A 22,688-nucleotide genomic window follows, 5' to 3' on the forward strand; every position below is an offset into this window, starting at 1 on the left:
ACTCATGAACACTAAAATCATCATCACAGCAAGCATTGCACTATTAATATCGGCAAATAGCTACGCCATTAACGACGAATATCGCAAGTTACTCGAGCGCTCTGGCTGCACCCAAATGTCAGAAGCCCAAGGCTGCGATATCCACAAAACCAAAGAGGAAAATGCTAAGGCAAGCGCCATGTCCCAAACCGCAGATGACGCTAAGGTAATCATTCCCAATGCCCGACAATGGCTTGCAACCGCCAGCTCAGGCGCGACGGTTGCCAACATTCAAATCGATGATAAAAATCAGGTTTGGGTTAATGGTAAACACGTAAAATCGAGCCATAGTGATGGCGCAATCAAATTCAAACAAGGCATGGTGGAGTTCACCATTTACCCTGATGCAAGCATGAATAAAGACAGCTCGTGGATTGATACCGATGCAGGAACTCAAGGCTCAATTACCGCGAAGTAACATTCAGTAGATGTCTGACAACGATGTGCTGAGCCATCGTTGTTGGGCAAACGCATTAGTGAGATTAAAGATTATCTCTTTGAAGTGATGGTGTTTGAGATTAATGATGAGTTGATTCAAGCCATATGGAGTTTTGCAACCAATTGATTGGTTTTTTTTATAATTTTAAAAAAAGTCAAAGTCGTGTGAGCTTGACCTCTGATGTTAAATCAAGAGCCAACCAAGAGGGAATTAACAGCAACTCCCTCTTTAAGAGAGTGATTAGTTCTTTATTTTGTATGCATAAAATTAATCACTTACATTCCAGTGACACGCCATCAACTCATCCCTGAGGGCTCGACGACGGCATCCATGCCGCCAACGGCCACTTACATGCAAGTGCTTAATTTCGTCAACACTTGAGTAGTCTGTAGCTAAATGACTCATATCTCCGTAAACACCTTAGTAACCAGTCTCATACTCCAATAAAAATCACCTAACGGCTCAGAATGTGCCCCCGAGCCTACGCCATCATCCATGATGTCGCCACGTAATTTTTATCAATATATTTCAACAACTTCGTAGAGAATAGCGTATTCCTGTAGTGCAAGGTGATTACAACTCATCTTAATAATCAAAAGGAGTTGCACCAGAACCGTCTTTTTGCAAAGCTAGGTTGTCGAGTTCTATGAGTAAATTCATAGTCTTTCTTATTAAATAGCCAAGTTTAATATACCACTACAAATGGAGTTGCAAATTGCCGAACTCGGATACAGAAAACCAGCAAGTAATATCGTGTGTGGCTGATGCCATTAAATTAGCAAAGACAGAAACTTCAAATAACTCTAAGAAATGGTGGTTTAGGGGACAATCTAACGCCCGCCACAATCTTGTACCTAGTTTATTTAGGCCAATAGACGGAAAATACTATGATGAGAACATGCTCATCGATGAGTTTGTAAGGATGCATCCAGAAGCAAGAGAACGTCATACCGATGTTTTAGAGCTTCTTACTTATGCCCAACACTATGGCTTACCGACAAGACTTCTCGATTGGACGGAAAATGTATTAGTTGCTCTTTATTTTGCGTGCTCAACAGAAAATAACCTTGATGGTAAACTCTTTTTTTTACCCGATTTTGTAGACGATATATTTGATTTCGATTATTACAACTTTGATTTTGGTAAAATATTTCTCACCAAATTAATAGAATATAATGATGCAGATGACTTTGATAATATTTTTAAACAGGTCGCATCTTCCATCCGCGAAGATCATCTTGAATTCTTAAATAACCAGATTCTCTTTAATGGATTACGTTTTGATGATTTTTTAGAATTAGAAAAGAAATATCATGGCCAGCTATCTGACAAAGGGGTTGATTTGATTTGTAAAGCAATCAATGGAGGAGCCCATGAACAGATAAAACATGCTGGATTCATGTACACACCAAAACGCCTTAACAAACGATTAGTCACACAACAAGGTTGCTTTACCTGCCATACAGGTAAAATATTGTATAACCAACAATATGTTAAAGTTAACGATGAATTTGATAAATTTTCACATTCCTTCATTATCCCAGCTAAGTTCAAGGAAGATATATTAAATGAACTTAAATATTGCGGAATATACGAAGCAACTTTATTTCCTGAACTTGAATATCAAACGAAACATATTAAAAGCTATTCACTGTTTGAACAAAGGTGGTAATTCTAGCTAAATAACACTTTACAACGTTCTAAATTAAGAAACTGAACTTATAGAGCTTTTATGCCTTAATAATGTACCAATAACACCAGAGTCTGAGGAATACACTATCCCCTCGGAGTTGCCGCTGGGCGAATAGGCAAATTGCGTGAGTCCAGCCATGGATGGCTGGCTAGCTTTCGCAGGTGCAGGGACGCATCCTTCGAAAGCGATAGCAAATTTGGCAATGAGCACAAGGGGCTTTCAACTCCGTTAGGGGCGTCATGGAGCATCCAAGGAGGATAGGACGAGCAGTCCTCCTTGGTCGGGTGTGGGGTGAAGCCCCACGACTTTGATTTCTATTTTAGAAATACATCAAATCAACTATCAGACATACACAGGAATTAACCAAATTAGGCACTATCATGGAAGTGACCGTCCGTGGCATGTTCGCTTATTCACATCCATGTGATCGCGACATTAGTATGTCCTATACAGCAGATGCCGCCATCGAGCCCTCATGGACGGACTATTTTAAAACCAAAGTCGGCGTGTCACTGGAATGATAGTGCTTAATGGATATACGGAATAAAGCTCCAGCAATATTTACAAACGCACGAAGGATTAAGTTGGCATCCCAACTAAACTGCGGACAAAACTGAGTATTCATAATCTCACCCTGCGGTAGATTGCATTAACTCACCAAAAGATTTTTTGTTTACGAAAAAGTCTTAACCAAACATATCCTCATTGATCAAAATAGGCTGAAAGAGCAAAATGCGCCTCTTGAAGCTGTATGCCAATTCGACTAACGCTCCTGTGTCTATGGCAAAATTAAATGTGTTGATTATGTGAAGGTAGGTGCAATGGATAGCTCAATATTAGTTTTTGATTCAGGTTCAGGTGGACTAACTGTCGCGGCCGAAATAAAAAAGAGAATCCCCAACATACGGCTGAGTTACGTCTCTGACGCTGGCTTTTTCCCTTACGGAAAAAAGCCGCACGATATACTAAAAAAGCGAATTTTAGACGTTATATCCAAAGCAAGCTCACTGACTCAACCCGATATCATCGTTATCGCCTGCAATACTGCGAGTACCATTGCGCTAGACTTACTTCGTGCTGAACTCAATATACCTATTGTCGGCGTTGTCCCTGCGATAAAACCTGCCGCTTCGTTATCAAAATCAAAGGTAGTGATGGTACTTGGCACTCACACCACGGTGAACTCAGCTTATGTGAAGATGCTGATCACGAATTTCGCCACAGAATGTAAGGTTTTAGTAGAAGACTCTGAAGTGCTGGTTCTCGCCTCAGAGCAAAAACTTCTCGGCAATGGGTTTGATCCCGACATTGTAACTCAGGAAATTCAGCGTATTTTTAGCAAACCCGATGCGTTTAATACCGATGTATTAGTGCTGGCTTGTACTCACTTTCCACTTATCAATGCAGAAATCAAAAATGCCCTTCCCCACCAGGTTACCGTCATTGATTCTGGATTAGCCATTGCTAATCGAACGCACTCATTGTTGAAAATCGAACACCAAACGTGTAGCCCGATACTCGATCCAGAAATAACGTTTTACACCACTGGGAATGTAGATTCAGAACAAGCGAAACAAAGCAAAATTGAAGCACTGCTTCAGTGCCCCATTAAATTTAAGCAGCTGTTATTGTAATATTTTTAGCTCATTTTCTTTTAAAACCCGTTTTCAATAAAATCTAAATGATTACCCTAAAAGACACCCGCGAAATAAATGCTATATCGCATCGCTGATTGTTAAATGTTGGATCTTAACAGGCCGCTATTGCGGCCTTTTTTGTATCAGCTACTTCCTGAAGTGCTTGTCTTCGCATAAAATTCGGCCCGTTTACTGGTGCGCATGAGGCGCAAGTTATCGGTGTAAAAGGTGTAGTTAAATGGAACTTTCGATTCGCAGTTTATTCACTGCAGCGGGCATGATGTTGTTATCCTCTTTAACGGTTATTCCTGCGGCAAGCGCTGCGGGCAAAGCCATCCATCCCACTGTCGATTTACCAAATGGCCAATGGCTTAATTTCCACCAAAAAGACAATCAAGTGTGGAGCGAAATGTCCGACGGCGATGCGCCCGGCGTACATCTTGATGATTATGGTGCGGCTGAAATTGTGGCAGTTTTTTACTATGACTTTGATAAGGGTGGCGACAAAGAAGTCGTGGTCATGCTTAAAGATGCTGATGGTCAGCATTTACGGGGTTATGGTTTTGAGGATTCAAAGCTCACTAAGCTACCACGCCTTCAAGTTGTGCTAGATGAAGTCGCCCCGACGTTATCGTCATTTACCGTCAGCGACACCCACAAAGTGTTAAACCAAATTCCGCCGCAGCAATATCGCATGACCTATGATGTTGAGGCGATTGAAGATCCTGCAATTAAAGCGATTATCGATGGATCAACCAAGCTCAAACCAACCTTAATCGGCTATCGCAATGCTAAAGGTTTACCCGCCGATGTGAAAACCGCGGACGAATATAAATTACGTTATCCCCTCACCCGCAAAGATAAAGATGCCCAAGGCCGCGAGCATCAATACAGTTTAGTGACCCACTTTTATCGCAATGATTATCGCGAACAACAGGGCAGTTTTGTGTTGGTGAGCGTTGTCTTTGAAGCCGATGATGTGGACTGGCTAAACAGCGGTGAGGGTGAGATCCCAAAAACGGGCCCAGCTTATGATTATATGAATCTCGGTGGTTCTTGGGCTGGACTTGCGCTTGAAAGTCATTATGCCCAAGGTGTGCTCGATGGCCCCTATATCGCCTACGATAACCGTAATGCCAATATCATGTTGAATGGTCAGTACAAACAAGGCAAAAAAGTCGGTAAATGGATGGAGGCTGACGGCCAAGCAAGCTATTGGGAAGGTGAATATCTTGACGGTAAAAAGCAAGGTAAATGGATTGCACAGTCCATGTTCGATGAGGCAGATAACTACGGTTTTGCCCATTACAATCAAGGAGTGCTCGATGGCCCATATGAAATCTATGAGCCCGAATATGGCGCAGACACAGGAGATAAGCGATTGTCTGAAAAAGGCATTTATCGCAACGGCGTCAAAGACGGTGAATGGCTTGAGAGCAATGGCAATAAAGGTCACTATCAAAACGGCATTAAACAAGGCCCTTGGGTAGATAAAGTCTCGCTTGGCGAATACCGCAACTATGTGGGTAACGGGGCTTACCTTGATGGCAAGCGCACTGGCCCTTGGGTATTTAAAACTGACAAGAAATCACGGATCGAAGTGACTTATCTCAATGGATTACGCGAAGGTGAAGAAAAACTAATCAGCGATGAAAATGTGCTCTTTGCCAATAAGTATTATAAACAGGGCCTGCTCGATGGTCAGAGTATTTGGTACTCAGCACAGGATGTAGTTAGCGGCATTAGGCACTATCGCAAAGGTGAGTACCATGGCATGCAGGCTATTTTTGATCCTAACCACAATCATAGGCTTATGGAGTTAAGTCATTATGAATATGACGAAACCCTGCCAGTCAAACCCTCTCAGGACGAGTGCATTATGCGAGAAAAACCCTATAGCAATGACTGTAAGGATATAGTGAATTCCTCCTATAGAAATACGCCATCAATTAAGCATGGGGAACAATATTATTATGATAGTAAAGGAAAATTATACAAATTTTCTGACTACCATCATGGCAACCTCATCAAAGAATATGAATTCGATGAAGAGGGACATGTCCAAAAGCTGCAAAATAATGAACAGGGGCAAGACAGTCAAATCAGCATCCGCTACAAGAAGGATGGCGGTTATTCACTGTCCAATTACAGCGACAATGAGCAACGTGGCTGGACATATGAAATCGATAACAAGGATCGATTACTGTCCCTGAAGTATTACCATGATGGTAACAAAAAGGGGTTTATCATCCGCTATAACACAGATGGCAGTTATGCGATTACAGAAAGGTAAACATTAATATCGAACATCAGGCACTGCTTCTCCTTTTATCCTAATGGTTAACTCAAGACCTTGAAGACAATTACCAGCAAAAAGGCAAAGTTTAAAATTTGGATATAGGGTAATGCGGATGCCCTTGATTAAATTGACCTATATAAGCCTAATTAAAGTGCGCTTTATTCAGGCTAAGTAAAAATGGTTATTTTACCAATCGCTTAGTTTGTTCTTGTTAATAGATGTAATGGGGCGTCATCACTTAAATAAATATCATCCACCAGATATAGCTTATTGGTGCGGATCATCTGACGAATCGCCTCAACATAGGCGTGCCCACGCTCCGAATATCGGTCTAACGTCCCTGCGAGTGCAGAGCCTGTCACAGCTTGATTAGCTTGTCTTGATTGGGCACGAAAATCTCGCATCTTCTGATAAGCATTATGGGTATTCAAATTCAACAAATACCCTTCTACTGAAGCAAATGGTGTATCGAATCGTGCTAAACCATAATTGCCTAAACCTTGGCGCTTTTGCCTAGGTTCCATACCATTACCCTTGAAATCCCACTGCCCAAATAATGCATTACCTTCACGGGCAAATCGCGATGTGCCCCAACCGCTTTCTTTTGCCGCTTGAGCTAACACTAACGATGGCGGCAGGATATCCACCCTTTTAAGTAGCATTTGTCTTTGGGCTTCTAACAGCGGTTTATCTTCAGTGCTTATTACTTTGTACTTTACCCCTAAGGCTAATAACGCAATATCATCGAGGGGGGCAGACATAATGACCTGTCTTTCTTGTAAAATTTTCTCATTCGCCAATAAGACTAAAGGGGCAATCATTCTAAGAAACACCATTTTCTTTTGCTTCACCGGGAGTTGGCTTGACACTGAACTCCAGCCCTCTCCCACGGCATCAAAGGTCAATCTAGGGACCGATTTATTACCATCACGAAAGCTTTCTGGCGTGTAATTAAGCGAGTCAAACAAGCCCATGAGTTCATCGAGAGAACTGATATTCAGACTCAGTTGTTTAGCCTCTGGATTGTCGAAGGATAACTGCTCAAGCATTTTTGGGGATGAGAAATGTTCAGCAACCGTTGGGTTTGCAACAGCACCTTGATTCGCTTGCACCAAGGAAGTCGTCATCAGTTTTGGCAAACTCTGCATATGATGCAGAGCACTCTGACTGGCAACTAAAGGATTGGAAGCCGTCTGAGACTGAAAACTAAGAGTATCAACTGGCAGCCTATTTGAAATCAGCTTAGTCGCTAGCGTTTCTTGCACATACACCGAAGAGCATAAAACAGACAAAGCAATGAGTGCGAGCATAGCAACGAGAAGCTTAAACTTTATAAACATGGTATCTCTTTAACTGAGGTAAAACGGTAGCAATGGGATTAGCCAATACATCGGGGGCGTAAGGTAACAGTAAAAACCTGACAGTTTGCTTAATAGATATACAAAATGACCTATTACGATCATTTTTTAAGGAGAATAGGACGAGCGCCTTCTTGGCCGCCTCTTGACCCAATGTCAGCAATTAAATCCAACACCTTGATTTATTTAAACTCAATATGAAAATAGCGAGCGTTCACTCGCCAATAGAGCTTGGCGAAATAAAATCAACTTATTCCAGTGCCAGCAAAACGAGGTAATGTCTCTTCAAGATAGGCAACGCAGGTGCGAAGTTTGGCAGACGTTTCTAATCGTGAAGCATAAATTACATGAATTTCAGCGGATTGATGATACTCGGGGAGTACTCTGACTAATCTGCCACTTAAGAAATCTTGCTGTAAATCCCAGATGGAGCGCAACATAATACCGTGGCCTTTAAGGCACCACTGCTTAGCGACTGTGCCATTGTTGGTCATCAAGGAAGCCGCTAAATCAACCGAGGCTATGCCAGCCGTACTTTCCAATCGCCACACTCTATGGTTTTGATCGCGCTCGCGGATCCCTATGCACTTATGCTCGGCTAATGCAGCGAGATTGTTTGGCATACCATGCGTGTCGATATAGGTCGGCGATGCCGCCAATACCCGATAATTACTCGCAAGACGCTTAGCTATCATTTGCGGTGGCAATTCGCCACCGACACGGATCTCCAGATCAAAACCTTCAGAGACCAGATCGACCGGGCGGTCGAGCAACTCTAAATCAACTTCTAATTCGGGATAGTGGAACACGAGGTCTGAAATAATCGGCGCAATACAGTGGCTGCCAAATCCTGTGCTAGTTGCGATACGTAATCGCCCCCGTGGCACTTGCTGCTCTAAGCTAATTTCAAGGCTCATTTGCTCCATGGTATCGAGCAAACGTTCGGACCATTCCAAGGCAATCTTGCCCTCTAAGGTGAGGCTGACACTTCTGGCAGAACGCAGAAACAAGCGCACTCCGAGCGCTTTTTCTAATAGGCCAATGCGTTTACTCACATACGCTGGAGAAAAAGATAATTGCTCCGCAGCGGCTGTAAATCCCCCGCTTGTTGCGGCGATAACAAAGACCCGTAAATCTTCAAGTGGCGGCAGTTGACTCACGATTCGTAATCCTTAACAAAACATTTAGCCTATTCATACACGATACGAATATGGAATAACATACAAAAAACGCAGAATCCCCTATTGGAGTCGAAGATGTCTAAGGTAAAAATCGCCGTAATTGCCGGAGATGGCATAGGTACAGAAGTGATCCCCGAAGGGATACGCACACTCGAAGCCGCAGGAAAAATCTTAGGTGTGACATTTGAGTGGACCTACTTCGACTGGTCCTGTGAAACCTACCATAAAACCGGTCGCATGATGCCAGAGGATGGACTTAAGCAACTAAAATCCTTTGATGCCATCTACTTAGGCGCTGTTGGATTTCCAGGAGTTCCCGACCATATTTCACTCTGGGGATTGCTACTACCGATCCGCAGAGCCTTTGAGCAATACGTGAACCTTAGGCCTATTCGGTTATTTGAAGGCGTGCCCTGCCCACTCGCAGGCAAAAAGCCCGGCGATATCGATTTTTATGTAGTACGTGAAAACGTGGAAGGCGAATATTCCGCCGTCGGCGGCATTCAATATGAAGGCACTGAACATGAGATTGTCTCCCAGCAGAGCATTTTTACCCGTCGCGGCACAGATCGCATCTTAAAATATGCCTTCGATTTAGCCCAAAGCCGCGAGGCAAAGCACTTAACCTCGGCGACCAAATCCAATGGCATATTTCACTCTATGCCCTATTGGGATAGTCGCGTCGGGGAAATGGCAAAACAGTATCCCAATGTTAAGGTCGACCAATATCATATCGATATTCTGACGGCAAATTTCGTGCTGAAACCCGAGCATTTTGACGTGGTTGTTGGCTCAAATTTGTTTGGCGATATCCTGTCTGATCTTGGCCCTGCGTGCACTGGCACTATCGCCATTGCCCCTTCGGCGAACATCAATCCAAACAATGAATTTCCGTCGATGTTTGAGCCAGTTCATGGTTCGGCGCCGGATATTGCAGGCCAAGGTATTGCCAATCCTTTAGGCACAATTTGGGCGGGCGCTATGATGATGCAACATTTAGGTTATGGCGCAATGCACGACCTGATACTCAGCGCGATAGAAAACGTATTGAAAGATAAGCAGTCTTTAACCCGCGATATGGGCGGAACGGCGAATACTCGGGAGCTGACCGATGCGGTGATCGCTGCGATTAGTCGCAATTAAAACGTGCATTAAAACCTAATGCTAAAAGCCCTTTAGCATTAGGATTGAAAGGATTTTAGACTATCAAGTCACTGATAATAAATACATTAATAAGCTAGCCCGTTAATGCGTTTATGACAGTTATAGCGGCATTCTGTACTCAATAACGCCCGGTTTTTCACCAATCCAGTTATAGAGTTTTTGCGCGGTTAAATTTGTTTCCTGTGTATGCCAATACAGGCGCGCGCAGTTGTGTTCAATGGCCGCTTGCTTTACATGCTCAATCAATTGTTTTCCAACATGTTGACCCCTTGCCATTGGGGCAACAAACAAGTCTTCAAGATAACAATAATCCGTTTCGGCCCAAGTAGAACGATGAAAAACATAGTGTACAAAACCGAGTAAGTTTTGGCCCTCTCTTGCGACGGCGCAATAAATAGGTTCTTGGTCATCGAAGAATCGGCGCCACGTGGCTTGGGTGGTCGCTTCTGATAACGCCACTTTGTAAAAAGTCTGGTAATCACGCCAGTGTGGTAACCAGAGTGAATAGTCTGTTTCTTTAACCATATCAATGGTTACTGTTAGTGATTGGCTGGACATTAGCGCACTCCTTGAAATTAAGTAAATGGTCTCAGTTTTACTGAAGCAAGATTCTAGATTCAATTGTGGTACCGCATAAGGTACACTTTTTGTATTTTTTACAGTACCAGTTAGCAAATGAAAAAACCTCAATCCAATTTCCCTCACTTGCAACTCAAAGATGGCATCCTCAAAGATCAGCTTTATCATGCGTTTAGAGAGGCAATTCTTGATGGACGTTTACACCCGCGAATGAAGCTCCCATCCAGCAGAGCCTTGTCGGAAACCATGCAGATTTCACGTAACTCAGTACTGCAAGGGTTTGAGCGCCTGATTGATGAAGGTTATCTGCTGACTAAACCGGGATCGGGTACTTATGTTTCAGATACCATTCCCGATGAACTGATCGATATTCCAAACCGTGCCAGAGAAAGCGCTCAAGCCTTTGATTCCGATTTAGAAATTAATCCACAGTTAATAGAAATGGTGCGACTGAAAGCAAAGGGGAATACGGACCACAGCCATAGCATGTTTAATATTGGCGTCGGATGTATCGATCTTTTCCCGCACCAACTTTGGGGGCGGCTGTTAGGCCGAGTTTGGCGGCAATCGTGTAAAACCTTAGGTAAATCAAACCATAGCGAGGGGTATTTGCCGCTGCGTGAGGCGATAAGTGACTATGCGCGTTCGACCCGCGGCCTCAATTGCACACCTGAGCAGATCATCATAGTCAATGGAACTCAGCAGGCCATTAACCTCACAGCGCAGGTACTACTCCAACAGGGAGATGAAGTCTGGCTTGATGAACCTGGGTATGACGGGGCTTTAGGTGCTTTTCTCTCGCAAAATATGCGAGTTCGTCCTGTGAGTGTTGATGATGAGGGCACAAATATTGCCGATGCGATACAGCGTTGGCCCTCAGTGAAACTGGCTTTTACCGCGCCCTCACACCAATTTCCCCTCGGCGGTATGCTAAGTCTGCCACGACGATTGGCCTTACTCGATTGGGCCGCAGAGCAGAGTAAATGGATTTTAGAAGATGACTATAATAGCGAGTTTCGTTATAGCGCCCGTCCGATACAGGCATTACAGGGGCTCGATAAACATCAAAGGGTGATCTACGCTGGCACCTTTTCCAAGATGCTGCTGCCCGAATTACGACTCGGCTTTTTAGTGGTGCCCCCTAAATTGATACAGGCTTTCCAGCTAGCAAAGTATTACGCCGATACGCACACGGCTCACCTAGAGCAAGCAACATTAGCGTTGTTTATCGCCGAAGGACATTACGCGCGGCATGTTCGCCGAGTGCGAAAAGCCTGCTTAGCACGCCAAACAGCGCTAATCGCGGCAATTGAGCAGTATCTGCCCGACAAATTGTCCGTTCAAACCTCAGACTCAGGTATTCACCTCGTGTGTTGGCTGAAGGGCGACTTGACCGAAGAGGAAGTGATCAACAAATGCCGCCAAATACGTTTGGGGGCACAGCCTTTGTCTCGATATTGCCAAGCCCCCTATCCAAGGCAAGCTATCTTACTGGGCTATGCCGCTCATACGCCTGATGATCTGCGGGAAAGTATCAAAAAACTGGCGCAGATCCTTTAATATCCAAGCTTAAAAAGCCTGAAAGAAAATCCCGAAAGCACTGAAGATGGCAACAAACCATGTGAGGGATCTTAAGGTGCCTTTGTTGGCAAGATAGAGGATGTGATACACAAAGCGGGCGCCTACATGGACGATTGCGAGCCACTCAGTGGTGGGATTCACTTTGCCCGTGGCAATCACCACTAATACGGCTAGGCCAAACACCAGCAATGATTCAAAGGCATTTTGATGTCCCGCTAAAGCACGAGCGCCAAAACCGGTTAGCTGTGCTTGCTGAGCACGGGGATGATTATTATCGTAACCACCCGTCTTTGCCATAGCCCAAGCCACTGGACCTTTCGCAAGATATGGCAATAACATGGCGACAAATAAGCAAATAAGTAAGGTATTCATGGGGTAATCTTCCTTTGATTGTTGTTTTGAGCTCTACTGTTTGAGTTCTACTGCTATAAGTGCCTAAGTTACAAGTGTATTGGTTAGCGCCGTTATTTCACCATATACATGCCTTCACTTGCGGGACGACTAAATTTAAAGCCAAACTTTTCATAGAGTTCAGGCACATCCGCCATCAGGGTAATATACGCGCCCTCAAAAGCCTCACGATCTAAATAAGCCATGATGTGTTGCATAATAAGCCGCCCTAATCCCTTACCTTGATGCTCAGGATCCACTGCAATATCGACAATTTCGAAGTTGAGCGCGCCGTCACCAACCACACGCCCCATACCCACAGTCTGCTCAGCGAGCTTTATTTGCACGCCATATAAACTCCTTGGCAAGGCCTTAATCGCGCCCTCCAATGGTCTAGGGCTTAAGCCAGAAATCTGTCGTAGGCGAACAAAATCATTGGCTGAAACAACCTCCTCAAGCACTTGGTACATGATATTTCCTATTGTTTTATTCAGTCACTTGCTTTCAGTCACTTGGCTTTCAACTATTTAGCTTTCAATCACCTCAAGAACAAAGCCTTCATCCAGAGTCGGCGGCTGAAAATAACCGCTCACATGCCAGAACATCGCCTCAGTATCGAACATGGCGCGCTCAGGGTGGCTTTGTCTGCGTTTATCGAGTTGACTCAAACAAAGCGCATCGCTGTGATTAAGATAAATAAGTTTATGGGCGGCGCAATCAGTAAAAATGCTTCGAAACCACAGGCGCTGATTGATAGTATTCGCGGGAAAATCCATGACCACAGAAACACCCGAACAGAGCAGTTCCTGCACATGCTTTTTAAGCAAAGGCTTAAGGCGAGCGGAATAGCTCAAGTAAGTATCAAAATCTTTAATTTCATCGGGATATAGCGCCGCCAGCCATGCGTCTTCCGAGATTAAAATACCGTTTTCGGCCTCAGCAAGTTGTCGCGATAAGGTTGATTTACCTGAGCCCATTTTGCCACAAAAGAATATTAACGTACCTTTACTGACCAATTGTCCTAACGCATTCTGCTGTGTCATCTTTACTCCTTGATTACTGGTCTTTTATCTCAGCCGACAATTTCACTCGCTATGACACCAATGAACGACTGTACAGAGCATCACATAAAGCATGAACACCGAGCAAGACTTGGGACGAGTTTAAGGTAATAAAATCCCATTACATTAATGACTATGCAGTGTTTAGACAGCAGACGTTTACCGCTATTTACGCATTCCACCGTTAGCTTTTTTTGAGATATTACATCTCTTCGCCCGCTGAGATCGCCTCGCTCTCTCAGCCCTATCCTTGCCTTAAATCAGGGAGAAACCAAAGCATTTAACTCGAAGAATAAAACAATAAACCACATTATTAATCTAACAATTAAGCACTAAAGTAGTAATTTACGCTTAGCAATAAAAACATTGCCACCATTCATGCTATGACATTAATTTAGGCGTATGCTAGGGTAAGAATGAAAGGATAACCGTCATAAGTGCAAAGGAGGCTCTATGAGCACTGTCGTTCCACGTACCGTCACTTCCCCTAAAAAATTCATTATCGGCAAGGGCCTATTAGCTCAAATGCATGATTATGTTAAGGACTTTGGTGACAATGCTTTTATCATCTGCGATGAATTTATCCTCAGCCGCGTGAAGAATGAAGCGGTCGCTGGGCTAGATCAAAATGGGATCAGCAGCCACCTCGAAAAATTCAACTATGAGTGCAGCGAAGCCGAGATAAAGCGCTTAGGCGCGCTGGCAGAACGGCATCATACCAACGTTATTGTTGGAGTTGGCGGTGGAAAAACCTTAGATGCCGCCAAAGCTGTCGCCTTCTATCAAAAACGGCCTGTCATCTTGTACCCCACAATTGCCTCAACCGATGCGCCTTGTACTGCACTTGCAGTGATCTACTCCGAAACCGGTGAATTTGAACGCTATCTGTTTCTGCCACAGAACCCAGATGCTGTCGTTGCCGACACTGCTATTATCGCCGCGGCTCCGGCCCGATTTTTTGCGGCAGGCATAGGCGATGCACTGGCAACCTATTTTGAAGCTCGTGCCTGCTATCAATCAGATGGCGTCAACCTAGTCCTGAAAAAGCCTTCCCGCACAGGGCTGGGATTGGCCCAACTTTGTTATCAGTTACTGACTGAAAATGTTGAAGCTGCTATGGACGCCGTTAAAAACAAAATAGTCACACCTGCGCTAGAGCAAACCATTGAAGCCACCATCTATCTCAGTGGTGTTGGTGCAGAAGCAGGCGGATTAGCCGCCGCCCATGCCGTAAACAATGGTATGTCAGCGGTGGCTGAGTTACATAAAGCTCAGCACGGCGAGAAAGTCGTCTTTGGGCTGCTAACTCAGCTCGTGCTCGAAAATGCCCCAAAAGCCGAAATCGATAACGTTATCCGCATTATCAAAACGGCAGGACTGCCGCTCACACTCGCAGATTTAGGGCTGAAAACCTTTATCGAGGCCGAGTGGCGCAAAGTGGCTGAGATAGCCTGTGCTGAGGGCGATACTATGGGCAATATGCCGATGAAATTAACCGCAGATGACGTCTATCAAGCCATGATAGCCGCCAATGCCATGGCTGAACGCTATAAAACAGCTGAAGCTTGTTAACCGTAACAACATGACGTGTAAACCGTAGGTAGAAATCAACTATACATTTGATTTAATTGACTAATTATTCCTAGACAGTTCCTACTGCCACACGAATTTACCGTTCATCTTAGGCTTCCTTGCCACATAATCAATGGCAAGGAAGCCCACAACAAACAAGACATTTCCACCCTCGATGCCAAAGCTGGCATTTACGCTCTATTTGTTAAACGCTTGGAGGCACATATGGCTTATGCAACAACCAATCCCTTTACGGGAAAGCTCATTAAAGAATTTCCAAATGCAACAGATACCGAAGTCACACAGGCGATAGAATCCGCCCATCAGGCATTTTTAAGCTGGCGAACCACTCCCTTTGCCGACAAGGCCGCAATACTGTCTAAGGCATCGAAGATCCTCAGAGACAACAAGTCCAAATACGCCAATCTACTGACCTTAGAAATGGGCAAAGTCACAGCAGAAGCCGAAGCTGAAGTCGAACTGTCGGCGCAAATTTTCGAATACTACGCCGAACATGCCGAGCGACTGCTGGCACCGCAAAAACTGCCGGTTGCCGATCCCGCCGAAGGTGAAGCAATACTGGTTAACGAACCGCTGGGCGTATTATTGGCTATCGAACCTTGGAACTTTCCCTACTACCAAATTGCGCGCATCTTAGCGCCGCAGCTTGCAGCCGGAAATACCTTACTACTCAAACATGCATCCAACGTGCCCCAGTGCGCAGCGGCCTTTGAAGGCTTAATGCGCGATGCCGGACTGCCCTCAGGTGCATTCCAAAATCTGTATGCCACCCGAGAGCAGATAGAACAGATCATCAATTCGCCCAAAGTGCATGGTGTTGCGCTCACGGGATCAGAAGATGCGGGATCGATCATTGCCGCTCTGGCGGGTAAGACACTGAAAAAGTCCACCCTAGAACTGGGTGGCGCAGATGCCTTTATCGTACTTGAAGATGCCGATCTGCCTAAAACCATCGACTGGGCTGTGTTTGGCCGTCACTGGAACGCGGGACAGGTCTGTACATCATCTAAGCGGATGATCTTAGTTGAAGCCATTTACGATGAATTTATGAAAGGCTATATCAAGGGGATCGAAGCGCTAAAAGCCGGCGATCCTATGGACTCGACGACTACGCTGGCACCGCTGTCTTCCCAAGGCGCGGCCGATGAGTTGAAGCAGAAGATCCGTGATGCCGTAAAACACGGCGCAACCGCGACCGAAGTGGGTCCTAAAGTGCCGCAGCAAGGCGCCTTTGTGCAGCCAACAATACTGACAAACCTGACGCCAGATAACCCCGCCTACTATTGGGAATTCTTCGGTCCTGTGTCCAGTATCCACAGAGTGAAGGATGAGCAAGCGGCGATTGCCATCGCTAATGACTCGCCTTTTGGCCTTGGAGGTTCAGTGTTTACCGCCGATACCCAACGCGGGCTCTCGGTCGCTAAGCAGGTTTCCACAGGCATGATGTTTGTCAATCATCCAACTATGGTCAAGGCCGACTTACCCTTTGGTGGGGTTCGCCGCTCAGGTTATGGCCGCGAGTTGATTGATTTAGGATTGAAAGAGTTTGTAAACCACAAGCTGATTAATGTGGTCGACATCAACGCGCCTTTCTAAACGCTTAGAAAATAGCAACATCTGACTAAACGCCTGACGGAATAATCTGTCAGGCGTTTTATTTAACGTGCTTTATCCAAGGCATCACATAAGGCTTGAACGCCGAGTAAAGCTCTGGGCGTCGCGCGATGTAATAAATCGGCATTGAGTTGATAAATATGCTGTTTCTTCACGGCAGGAATTTCTGGCCATTGGCGCCAATCAACCCCTTTCACATTACCTTCTTCTTCACTCTGCAAAATCACCTCAGGCAAGGTCAGCAAGACGTTTTCTAAACTGACTTGCGGATAATCACTGGCGGCATCGTAAAACACATTTTGTCCATGGCATACACTGATGATCTGTTGGATCCAACTGTTTTTAGAGACTGTCATCAAGGGGGTCGACCAGAGTTGATAAAATACCTTAGGTTCTGATTTTTTAGCATTTTCAACCCGCAATCGGATAAGCTCAGCGCGATAAGCGGCCGCAGCCTTGCTTGCTTCTTCAACATGCCCCGTAAGTTGGCCTAACTCTTCAAGCTCTTTGGCGACGCCTTCTAAGGTTTTAGGATCGCTACCATAAAGGTTAAATCCTAACGTCCTAAGCTGGTTGATATCTTCGGCTTTATTACCCGAATCCCACACCACAATCAGATCGGGATTAAGCTCCATCACCCGCTCCATTTGAATGCCGTAGTAACCCCCAATACGCGGGATATTTTTTGCCGCCTCGGGATAATCCGCATAATCGGTTGCGGCCACAATCGTATCGCCCGCACCTATGGCGTAAAGCATTTCCACCGCATGGGGCGAGAGCGCAATAATGCGTTTAGCGGGCTCGGCCAATACGCTATGAGGGAGAAACAGACTGAGCCCAAAAACGAGTCCAGCTAAGTGTCGCTTAATCATGATATGCCTTAGTATTTATCCCCAAACCGCCTGAAGATGCAGGCGTAGTCTCTTCAGGTCACTTGGGGTTATAGAGTTAAACTAGCTGCTCTGGCCAGCCATAGTGTTCGATATAAGTTTGTAGATTCTTCGGGCGATACTGAGGATCTTGATCCCAGCGGGCCTTCACCGAATGATGCAAAAGTACTGGGACTTGCTCAGGGTCGAGTGGTCGCAAATATTCCTGTTTTATCCGATAAAAACTGCGTCTCGAGTTATGTAAGGTCGCAAGCGGATTTGGATGCACACTCGCGGCTAAGTGTGGCTCTAAGCTTAAATTAAATTTCTGCGCCTCGGATATCATCCACAACAGTGCAATATCCGACAACAATGAACCGTCTTTATCGGGTTTATAACTGCCGCCAATATTGCTATGGGCGCCCACAAACCACACTTGCTGCATGTCCATATTGTCACGTAGTTGCCAAATAGTCGGCTCAAAATCACTGCGGTGTTCATCTATGGCTAAGGCATGGCGGGCAACGCGCACATTGCGGCCAATTTTAGTGTCATAAAACTCGTCTTTATCTTCGAACAAGCCTAAAAATGAAATAGGGATCCCCATAGCACCAACGGTATCCCACACACCAACAAACTTGATTTCCCGAGATTCATGACTGTATCTCGCTCTAAATTCGAGGGATTTTTCACCATCAGGCGCAAAGGGCGCACTGCTTTTTTTATAGTGGTCGAAAGCTTGTTGAATCAACGCCGCATCGGGGCGTTTAAGTATGCCGCAGTTATTAATCAAACCACACAAGCAACGCACAGTGTAAGCACCGCGGCTAAAACCAAAGAGATAAATCTCATCGCCAGGGGAATAGTTTTGCACTATATAGCGATACCCATCCATGATGTTTTTATGTAAACCGCGCCCTGTCGCACCACCGATGGTTTGATCGTAATAGGAACCCACGCCCCAATCATAAAATACCTGCTGGGGTTTACCATCTGCCGCTATCGGGCTGATAGCACGCGCAAGGCGCAGCACATTGGTGGGGAAATCGACCTTAAGATCTTTCTCGGGTCGATTCCACGTGCCGTCGGCACAAATCACAATACGCTTATTCATAGGATCATCCTTGAGAACGCTTTGAACACTGAACGGCTAGAGGCTAACCCATAGTCACTAACAACAAATTGTCGCTAGTTGCTAATAGGCAGTTACTAGTCCTCAAACTTAGCGCATTTTATGCCTGTGCTAAAGCCATTCGCGCGTCTTACTTAACATTGCAACCAACAAAGCTGCGTCACTTATGCGCCGACTTTTACAAGGTTCGATTAGTAATCAAAACCTTGCTGTGCCTTGATACCCGCTTCGAATGCGTGTTTAATCGGCTGCACTTCGCTGACCGTATCGGCTAATTCGATAATGGCGCGATGACAGGCCCGGCCCGTAATAATCACATGCTGCATGGGTGGACGATTCTTAAGTGCGCTAAGGACACGTTCCACATCCAGATAGTGATAGCTCACCATATAGGTGAGTTCATCGAGCATCACGCAATCTATGCTCTCATCTTGCAGCAGCTTTTCGGCGGCTTCCCAAGCGAGTACAGCGGCGGCGGTATCTTTTTCTTTATCTTGGGTTTCCCAGGTAAAACCTGTGCCCATCACATGAAACTCAACCCCTGCACCTTCGAGTAAATTGCGCTCACCGCACTCCCAAGTGCCTTTGATAAATTGCACTACCGCGGCTTTTTTACCGTGACCGACGGCGCGGGCCACTGTGCCAAAACCTGAGGTCGATTTGCCTTTACCGTTACCGGTTAACACCAGCAGAATCCCCTTCTCCTCTTGGGCGGCGGCAATTTTAGCATCCACACCGGCTTTCACTTTCTGTTGGCGAGCCTTGTGGCGTTCGGCCTTGATTTGTGCTTGTTCGTTGTCGTTCTGTGCTGTCATGGTCTTCTCTTCACTCTGCTGCTAAAAATGTCTACTTTTAAAACTTATGTTTCTAAAACTTATGCTTCTAAAATTGGCTGTAATTTGTGCATGTCTAAATGCTCGGCTAACACATCGGCTAAACGATCGAGTTGCTGCTCACGTATTTGATTGATATCTATCGCCTTAGCATCGTTTAATCCCGCCCAGCGCAAAATCAGCTGACACGCATCCGGGCTATCAAATAGCCCATGTAAATAAGTACCTAAGATTTGCCCGTCATCGCTTTGCAGGCCATCGGCAAAGCTCACAGATGTGGATTCAGGGATTAACTGCAAGGGCACATTCGTTTGTTCAAGCCTAGGGATAAGATAGCTTGATTCACCGCAGTGGATTTCATAGCCCTTCACAGCAACCTTTTCCCCAAGTAACGTTAGCTCACCGCTCACTCGTCGTAACTGTTTTTCGGCTTTGAGTTCTGTGCTCAGCGGCAGGTAGCCAAGTCCTGCGGTATCACCCGCACTGTCTTCAATACCTAAGGGATCGGCAATGCTTTGACCTAACATTTGGTAACCGCCGCAAATACCAAGCACTTTGCCTCCGTAACGCAAGTGAGTGGCAATATCTTTATCCCAGCCTTGCTGGCGTAAAAAGGCCAAATCGGCGCGCACATTCTTACTGCCGGGCAAGATCAATACATCGGCGGCGGGCAAATGAGTGGCGTGACTCGCAGCTTGGGTTTGCAATGACACATAGTCAAAATCGATATCGGGATGCAGCCGCAGCGGATCAAAATCCGTATGATTACTGGTTCGCGGATATACGAGTACCCGCACCTTAAAACGACTCTTCGCCTGCTTAGTGGGCGAATCAACCAGCGCATCTTCGGCATCAAGATGTAAATCATGCAGATAAGGCAACACACCTAAAACAGGCTTTTGAGTATAAGTTTCAAGCCAATCGAGCCCTGATTGCAACAGGCTAATATCACCGCGAAAACGGTTGATCACAAAGCCCTTTACCCGCGCTTGTTCGGATTCTGATAATAAGGCCAAGGTCCCGACCAAATGGGCAAATACGCCGCCCTTGTCGATATCGGCAATGATAATCACAGGGCAATCAACGGCTTCGGCAAATCCCATGTTGGCAATATCGCCCTCGCGCAGATTGATCTCCGCCGGACTGCCCGCGCCTTCAACCACTATGGTTTGATACTGGGCCGTCAATCGTTCGAAGGACTCCAGCACAGCGCCAAGCGCCATTGCCTTGTAATCCTTAGATTTAGGCCCAAAAAAGGCCGAGGCTTCGAGTGTTGTCAGGGCTTTGCCATGAACGATAATTTGCGCGCCCGTGTCCGAGCTAGGTTTAAGCAGTATGGGATTAAAATCGGTATGGGGTTCAAGATAACAGGCCACGGCTTGTAAGGCCTGTGCGCGGCCAATCTCGCCGCCATCAACAGTGACAGCGCTATTGAGCGCCATATTTTGCGGTTTAAAAGGCGCAACCTTAATCCCCTGACGAGCGAGCAAACGACAAATGCCTGCGACTAATGTGCTCTTGCCCGCATCCGATGTTGTGCCCTGCACCATCAAGACTGCCGCGCGCCGAGGTGAATTAACCGCAAGCGTATTAATTGCTGGCGTATTAATTGCGGGCGTATTAATTGCGGGCGTATTAACTACAGGTGTGTCAGCGGTATCGAGTGCATTAGCACAGGCTGTGTTGTCTGTGTTTGGAGAGGACATAGGTTTAAAAGGCTTATTCTAGTTTGCAGTCATTAACATAACAGCTCAGTCTAAAAATCACTTAAGTATGCAACTTAAGCTTAAAACGTGGACTGAGCCCAAAGTTTAAAGTGGTTTCAATGCTAAGGGTAAACCCGCAACCACTAAGGTGACATTGTCCGCTAAGGTCGCAACGGCTTGATTTAACCAGCCTGCTTCATCAACAAATTGTCGGCTCAACTCACCTAAGGGCACTATGCCAGAACCGACTTCGTTACTGATCAACACCACCACTCCCTCAAGCTCGGCGAGGGAATCGACAAAAGCGGTTTTCTCGGCCTGCCAACTCGCATGAGCTTTATCTTCAGAGGTTGAAGTAGCAGAGGTTGAAACGGCAAAGTCAGTCGCATTCCACTCAGTCGGCGCGGGTTCATCATCGATGTTAACGTTCGATGCAAGTAATTGATTAGTTAACCAAAGAGTTAAACAGTCTACTAAAATCACTCGCCCAGGTTTTGCTAACTGTTTTAACCGTGCAGTGAGGGCGAGCGACTCTTCAAACAATTGCCATTCGATACCATCGTCCGATCGTCCTGCTTGATGTTTGGCGATACGTGTCGCCATTTCATCATCTAGCGCCTGCGCCGTCGCCACATAGCAAGCATCGAAGCCAAGCGCAGTGTACTGACGCACTAAGGCTTCGCCGTAGCGGCTCTTACCGCTACGGGCGCCGCCTAGGACGAGGTGGATCACAGTATGTTACCCACAACGAGCAATACAAAATAACACATGATTTCAGATATTTGCTGCGCCGCGCCTAAGGTATCACCCGTGTAACCGCCAATCTGGCGTCTAAAAATCACTATGATCAAACGGCGCAGTCCTATCATCACCAATAGCAATGATAATGCCGCTAACCCCTTGAGGAATAACAGCACTAATACGCCGCTGGCGATCAGGATAAGCAGCTCATTAATGCCTTGATGTTGCGATAGCGGCTTAGACTTACTGGTCTCGTCATCGCGGACATACTTTTCGCTAAAAATGATACTGGCAGATACCACACGGCTCACAGTGTGCGCGACGATAAGTGCTGAACCCGCCACGACAGGATCGTACAGGGCCAACTCGACTAGCAACTGCCATTTCAGCAGCAAGGCCAACATCAGCGCCAGTGCGCCATAACTGCCAAGGCGCGAGTCTTTCATGATCCGCAGCTTGTCTTCAGCCGTCCAACCCCCGCCAAAACCGTCGAAAGTATCGGCGAGGCCATCCTCGTGGAATCCGCCCGTGAGCAAGACGCCAACCAACATAGCTAAAAGAACAGAAACGCCGGCGGGGAGCCAGTTCTGCGTCAGCCAAAACACTATGGCGCTTAACAAGCCGACCAGAAGACCGACGAGACCGAAATAACGGCTGGCCTTATTCAACTTATCGCTATCGACTTCGACCCACTTAGGCATAGGAATGCGGGTAAAATAGCCCATGGCAACTAAAAATAAATCTATCTCTTTGTGCCAGCTTTCGCGTTCTGACATAAA

At 45.9% G+C, this 22,688-nt stretch carries 21 protein-coding genes; 9 read left to right on the top strand and 12 right to left on the bottom strand.

Annotated elements, in window-relative coordinates; genetic code table 11:
- Window positions 1–4: 4 nt before the first annotated feature.
- From KFE26_RS01040 to KFE26_RS01060, 5 genes are all read left to right on the top strand, one after another.
- The gene (locus KFE26_RS01040; protein ID WP_028761683.1) at window positions 5–457 is read left to right on the top strand and encodes a hypothetical protein; all 453 of its coding nucleotides are present in this window, start codon (window positions 5–7) and stop codon (window positions 455–457) included.
- 736 nt (window positions 458–1,193) lie between these two features.
- Window positions 1,194–2,150 carry an FRG domain-containing protein gene (locus KFE26_RS01045; RefSeq protein ID WP_212599374.1) on the top strand — a complete coding sequence of 319 codons (957 nt, stop codon included), beginning with the start codon at window positions 1,194–1,196 and terminating at the stop codon, window positions 2,148–2,150.
- Between the two features lie 401 nt (window positions 2,151–2,551).
- Window positions 2,552–2,692, top strand: a complete 141-nt coding sequence (locus KFE26_RS01050; protein ID WP_212599375.1) for a hypothetical protein — start codon at window positions 2,552–2,554, stop codon at window positions 2,690–2,692.
- Window positions 2,693–2,992: 300 nt separating this feature from the next.
- A complete protein-coding gene (gene murI / locus KFE26_RS01055; RefSeq protein ID WP_212599376.1) occupies window positions 2,993–3,805 on the top strand; it encodes a glutamate racemase in 813 nt (270 codons plus the stop codon).
- Between the two features lie 241 nt (window positions 3,806–4,046).
- Window positions 4,047–6,101 (top strand): toxin-antitoxin system YwqK family antitoxin, encoded by a 2,055-nt coding sequence (locus tag KFE26_RS01060; RefSeq protein WP_212599377.1) that lies wholly within the window; start codon window positions 4,047–4,049, stop codon window positions 6,099–6,101.
- A gap of 203 nt (window positions 6,102–6,304) precedes the next feature.
- On the opposite strand, the gene KFE26_RS01065 is transcribed toward KFE26_RS01060, so the two are convergent.
- On the bottom strand, window positions 6,305–7,447 hold the full coding sequence (locus tag KFE26_RS01065) for a glucosaminidase domain-containing protein (protein WP_249195545.1): 1,143 nt from the start codon (window positions 7,445–7,447) through the stop codon (window positions 6,305–6,307).
- 263 nt (window positions 7,448–7,710) lie between these two features.
- On the bottom strand, window positions 7,711–8,625 hold the full coding sequence (locus tag KFE26_RS01070) for a LysR family transcriptional regulator (RefSeq protein WP_212599378.1): 915 nt from the start codon (window positions 8,623–8,625) through the stop codon (window positions 7,711–7,713).
- A 96-nt stretch (window positions 8,626–8,721) separates the two neighbouring features.
- On the opposite strand from KFE26_RS01070, the gene KFE26_RS01075 reads away from it, so the two are divergent.
- Window positions 8,722–9,789 (top strand): tartrate dehydrogenase, encoded by a 1,068-nt coding sequence (locus tag KFE26_RS01075; RefSeq protein ID WP_212599379.1) that lies wholly within the window; start codon window positions 8,722–8,724, stop codon window positions 9,787–9,789.
- 120 nt (window positions 9,790–9,909) lie between these two features.
- On the opposite strand, the gene KFE26_RS01080 is transcribed toward KFE26_RS01075, so the two are convergent.
- Window positions 9,910–10,368 carry a GNAT family N-acetyltransferase gene (locus KFE26_RS01080; RefSeq protein WP_212599380.1) on the bottom strand — a complete coding sequence of 153 codons (459 nt, stop codon included), beginning with the start codon at window positions 10,366–10,368 and terminating at the stop codon, window positions 9,910–9,912.
- Window positions 10,369–10,485: 117 nt separating this feature from the next.
- Here KFE26_RS01080 and KFE26_RS01085 point away from each other — a divergent pair, with 117 nt between their 5' ends.
- Window positions 10,486–11,949: a PLP-dependent aminotransferase family protein gene (locus tag KFE26_RS01085; protein ID WP_212599381.1), complete on the top strand. Its 1,464-nt coding sequence runs from the start codon at window positions 10,486–10,488 to the stop codon at window positions 11,947–11,949.
- 9 nt (window positions 11,950–11,958) lie between these two features.
- On the opposite strand, the gene KFE26_RS01090 is transcribed toward KFE26_RS01085, so the two are convergent.
- The 3 genes from KFE26_RS01090 to KFE26_RS01100 all read right to left on the bottom strand — a co-directional run bounded on the left by KFE26_RS01090 (window position 11,959) and on the right by KFE26_RS01100 (window position 13,403).
- Window positions 11,959–12,342, bottom strand: coding sequence for an MAPEG family protein (locus KFE26_RS01090; RefSeq protein ID WP_105251622.1), 384 nt, complete (start codon window positions 12,340–12,342; stop codon window positions 11,959–11,961).
- Window positions 12,343–12,434: 92 nt separating this feature from the next.
- Complete coding sequence (locus KFE26_RS01095) at window positions 12,435–12,830, bottom strand: GNAT family N-acetyltransferase (RefSeq protein ID WP_173243103.1); 396 nt, start codon at window positions 12,828–12,830, stop codon at window positions 12,435–12,437.
- A gap of 57 nt (window positions 12,831–12,887) precedes the next feature.
- Window positions 12,888–13,403 carry an ATP-binding protein gene (locus KFE26_RS01100; RefSeq protein ID WP_212599382.1) on the bottom strand — a complete coding sequence of 172 codons (516 nt, stop codon included), beginning with the start codon at window positions 13,401–13,403 and terminating at the stop codon, window positions 12,888–12,890.
- A 471-nt stretch (window positions 13,404–13,874) separates the two neighbouring features.
- Between KFE26_RS01100 and KFE26_RS01105 the strand changes: the two genes are divergently transcribed.
- Together KFE26_RS01105 and KFE26_RS01110 are read left to right on the top strand one after the other, a co-directional pair.
- Entirely contained in the window at window positions 13,875–14,993 is a 1,119-nt protein-coding gene (locus tag KFE26_RS01105; RefSeq protein ID WP_212599383.1) for a glycerol dehydrogenase, read from the top strand.
- A gap of 225 nt (window positions 14,994–15,218) precedes the next feature.
- Entirely contained in the window at window positions 15,219–16,610 is a 1,392-nt protein-coding gene (locus tag KFE26_RS01110) for an NAD-dependent succinate-semialdehyde dehydrogenase (RefSeq protein WP_212599384.1), read from the top strand.
- Window positions 16,611–16,672: 62 nt separating this feature from the next.
- Here the strand turns inward: KFE26_RS01110 and KFE26_RS01115 are convergent, their stop codons facing one another.
- The 6 genes from KFE26_RS01115 to KFE26_RS01140 form a co-directional block, all read right to left on the bottom strand.
- The gene (locus KFE26_RS01115; RefSeq protein ID WP_113941151.1) at window positions 16,673–17,500 is read right to left on the bottom strand and encodes a cobalamin-binding protein; all 828 of its coding nucleotides are present in this window, start codon (window positions 17,498–17,500) and stop codon (window positions 16,673–16,675) included.
- 76 nt (window positions 17,501–17,576) lie between these two features.
- Entirely contained in the window at window positions 17,577–18,611 is a 1,035-nt protein-coding gene (locus KFE26_RS01120) for a DUF2235 domain-containing protein (RefSeq protein ID WP_212599385.1), read from the bottom strand.
- A gap of 209 nt (window positions 18,612–18,820) precedes the next feature.
- Entirely contained in the window at window positions 18,821–19,444 is a 624-nt protein-coding gene (gene cobO / locus KFE26_RS01125) for a cob(I)yrinic acid a,c-diamide adenosyltransferase (RefSeq protein ID WP_113941149.1), read from the bottom strand.
- A gap of 59 nt (window positions 19,445–19,503) precedes the next feature.
- Complete coding sequence (locus tag KFE26_RS01130; RefSeq protein WP_212599386.1) at window positions 19,504–21,168, bottom strand: cobyric acid synthase; 1,665 nt, start codon at window positions 21,166–21,168, stop codon at window positions 19,504–19,506.
- Window positions 21,169–21,273: 105 nt separating this feature from the next.
- On the bottom strand, window positions 21,274–21,900 hold the full coding sequence (gene cobU, locus KFE26_RS01135; RefSeq protein WP_212599387.1) for a bifunctional adenosylcobinamide kinase/adenosylcobinamide-phosphate guanylyltransferase: 627 nt from the start codon (window positions 21,898–21,900) through the stop codon (window positions 21,274–21,276).
- Window positions 21,897–22,685 (bottom strand): adenosylcobinamide-GDP ribazoletransferase, encoded by a 789-nt coding sequence (locus KFE26_RS01140; protein ID WP_212599388.1) that lies wholly within the window; start codon window positions 22,683–22,685, stop codon window positions 21,897–21,899. The genes cobU and KFE26_RS01140 overlap by 4 nt, the downstream gene beginning before the upstream one ends.
- Between the last annotated feature and the right edge of the window lie 3 nt (window positions 22,686–22,688).

The organism is Shewanella sp. M16, assembly GCF_018224605.1.
GTDB lineage: Bacteria > Pseudomonadota > Gammaproteobacteria > Enterobacterales > Shewanellaceae > Shewanella > Shewanella oncorhynchi.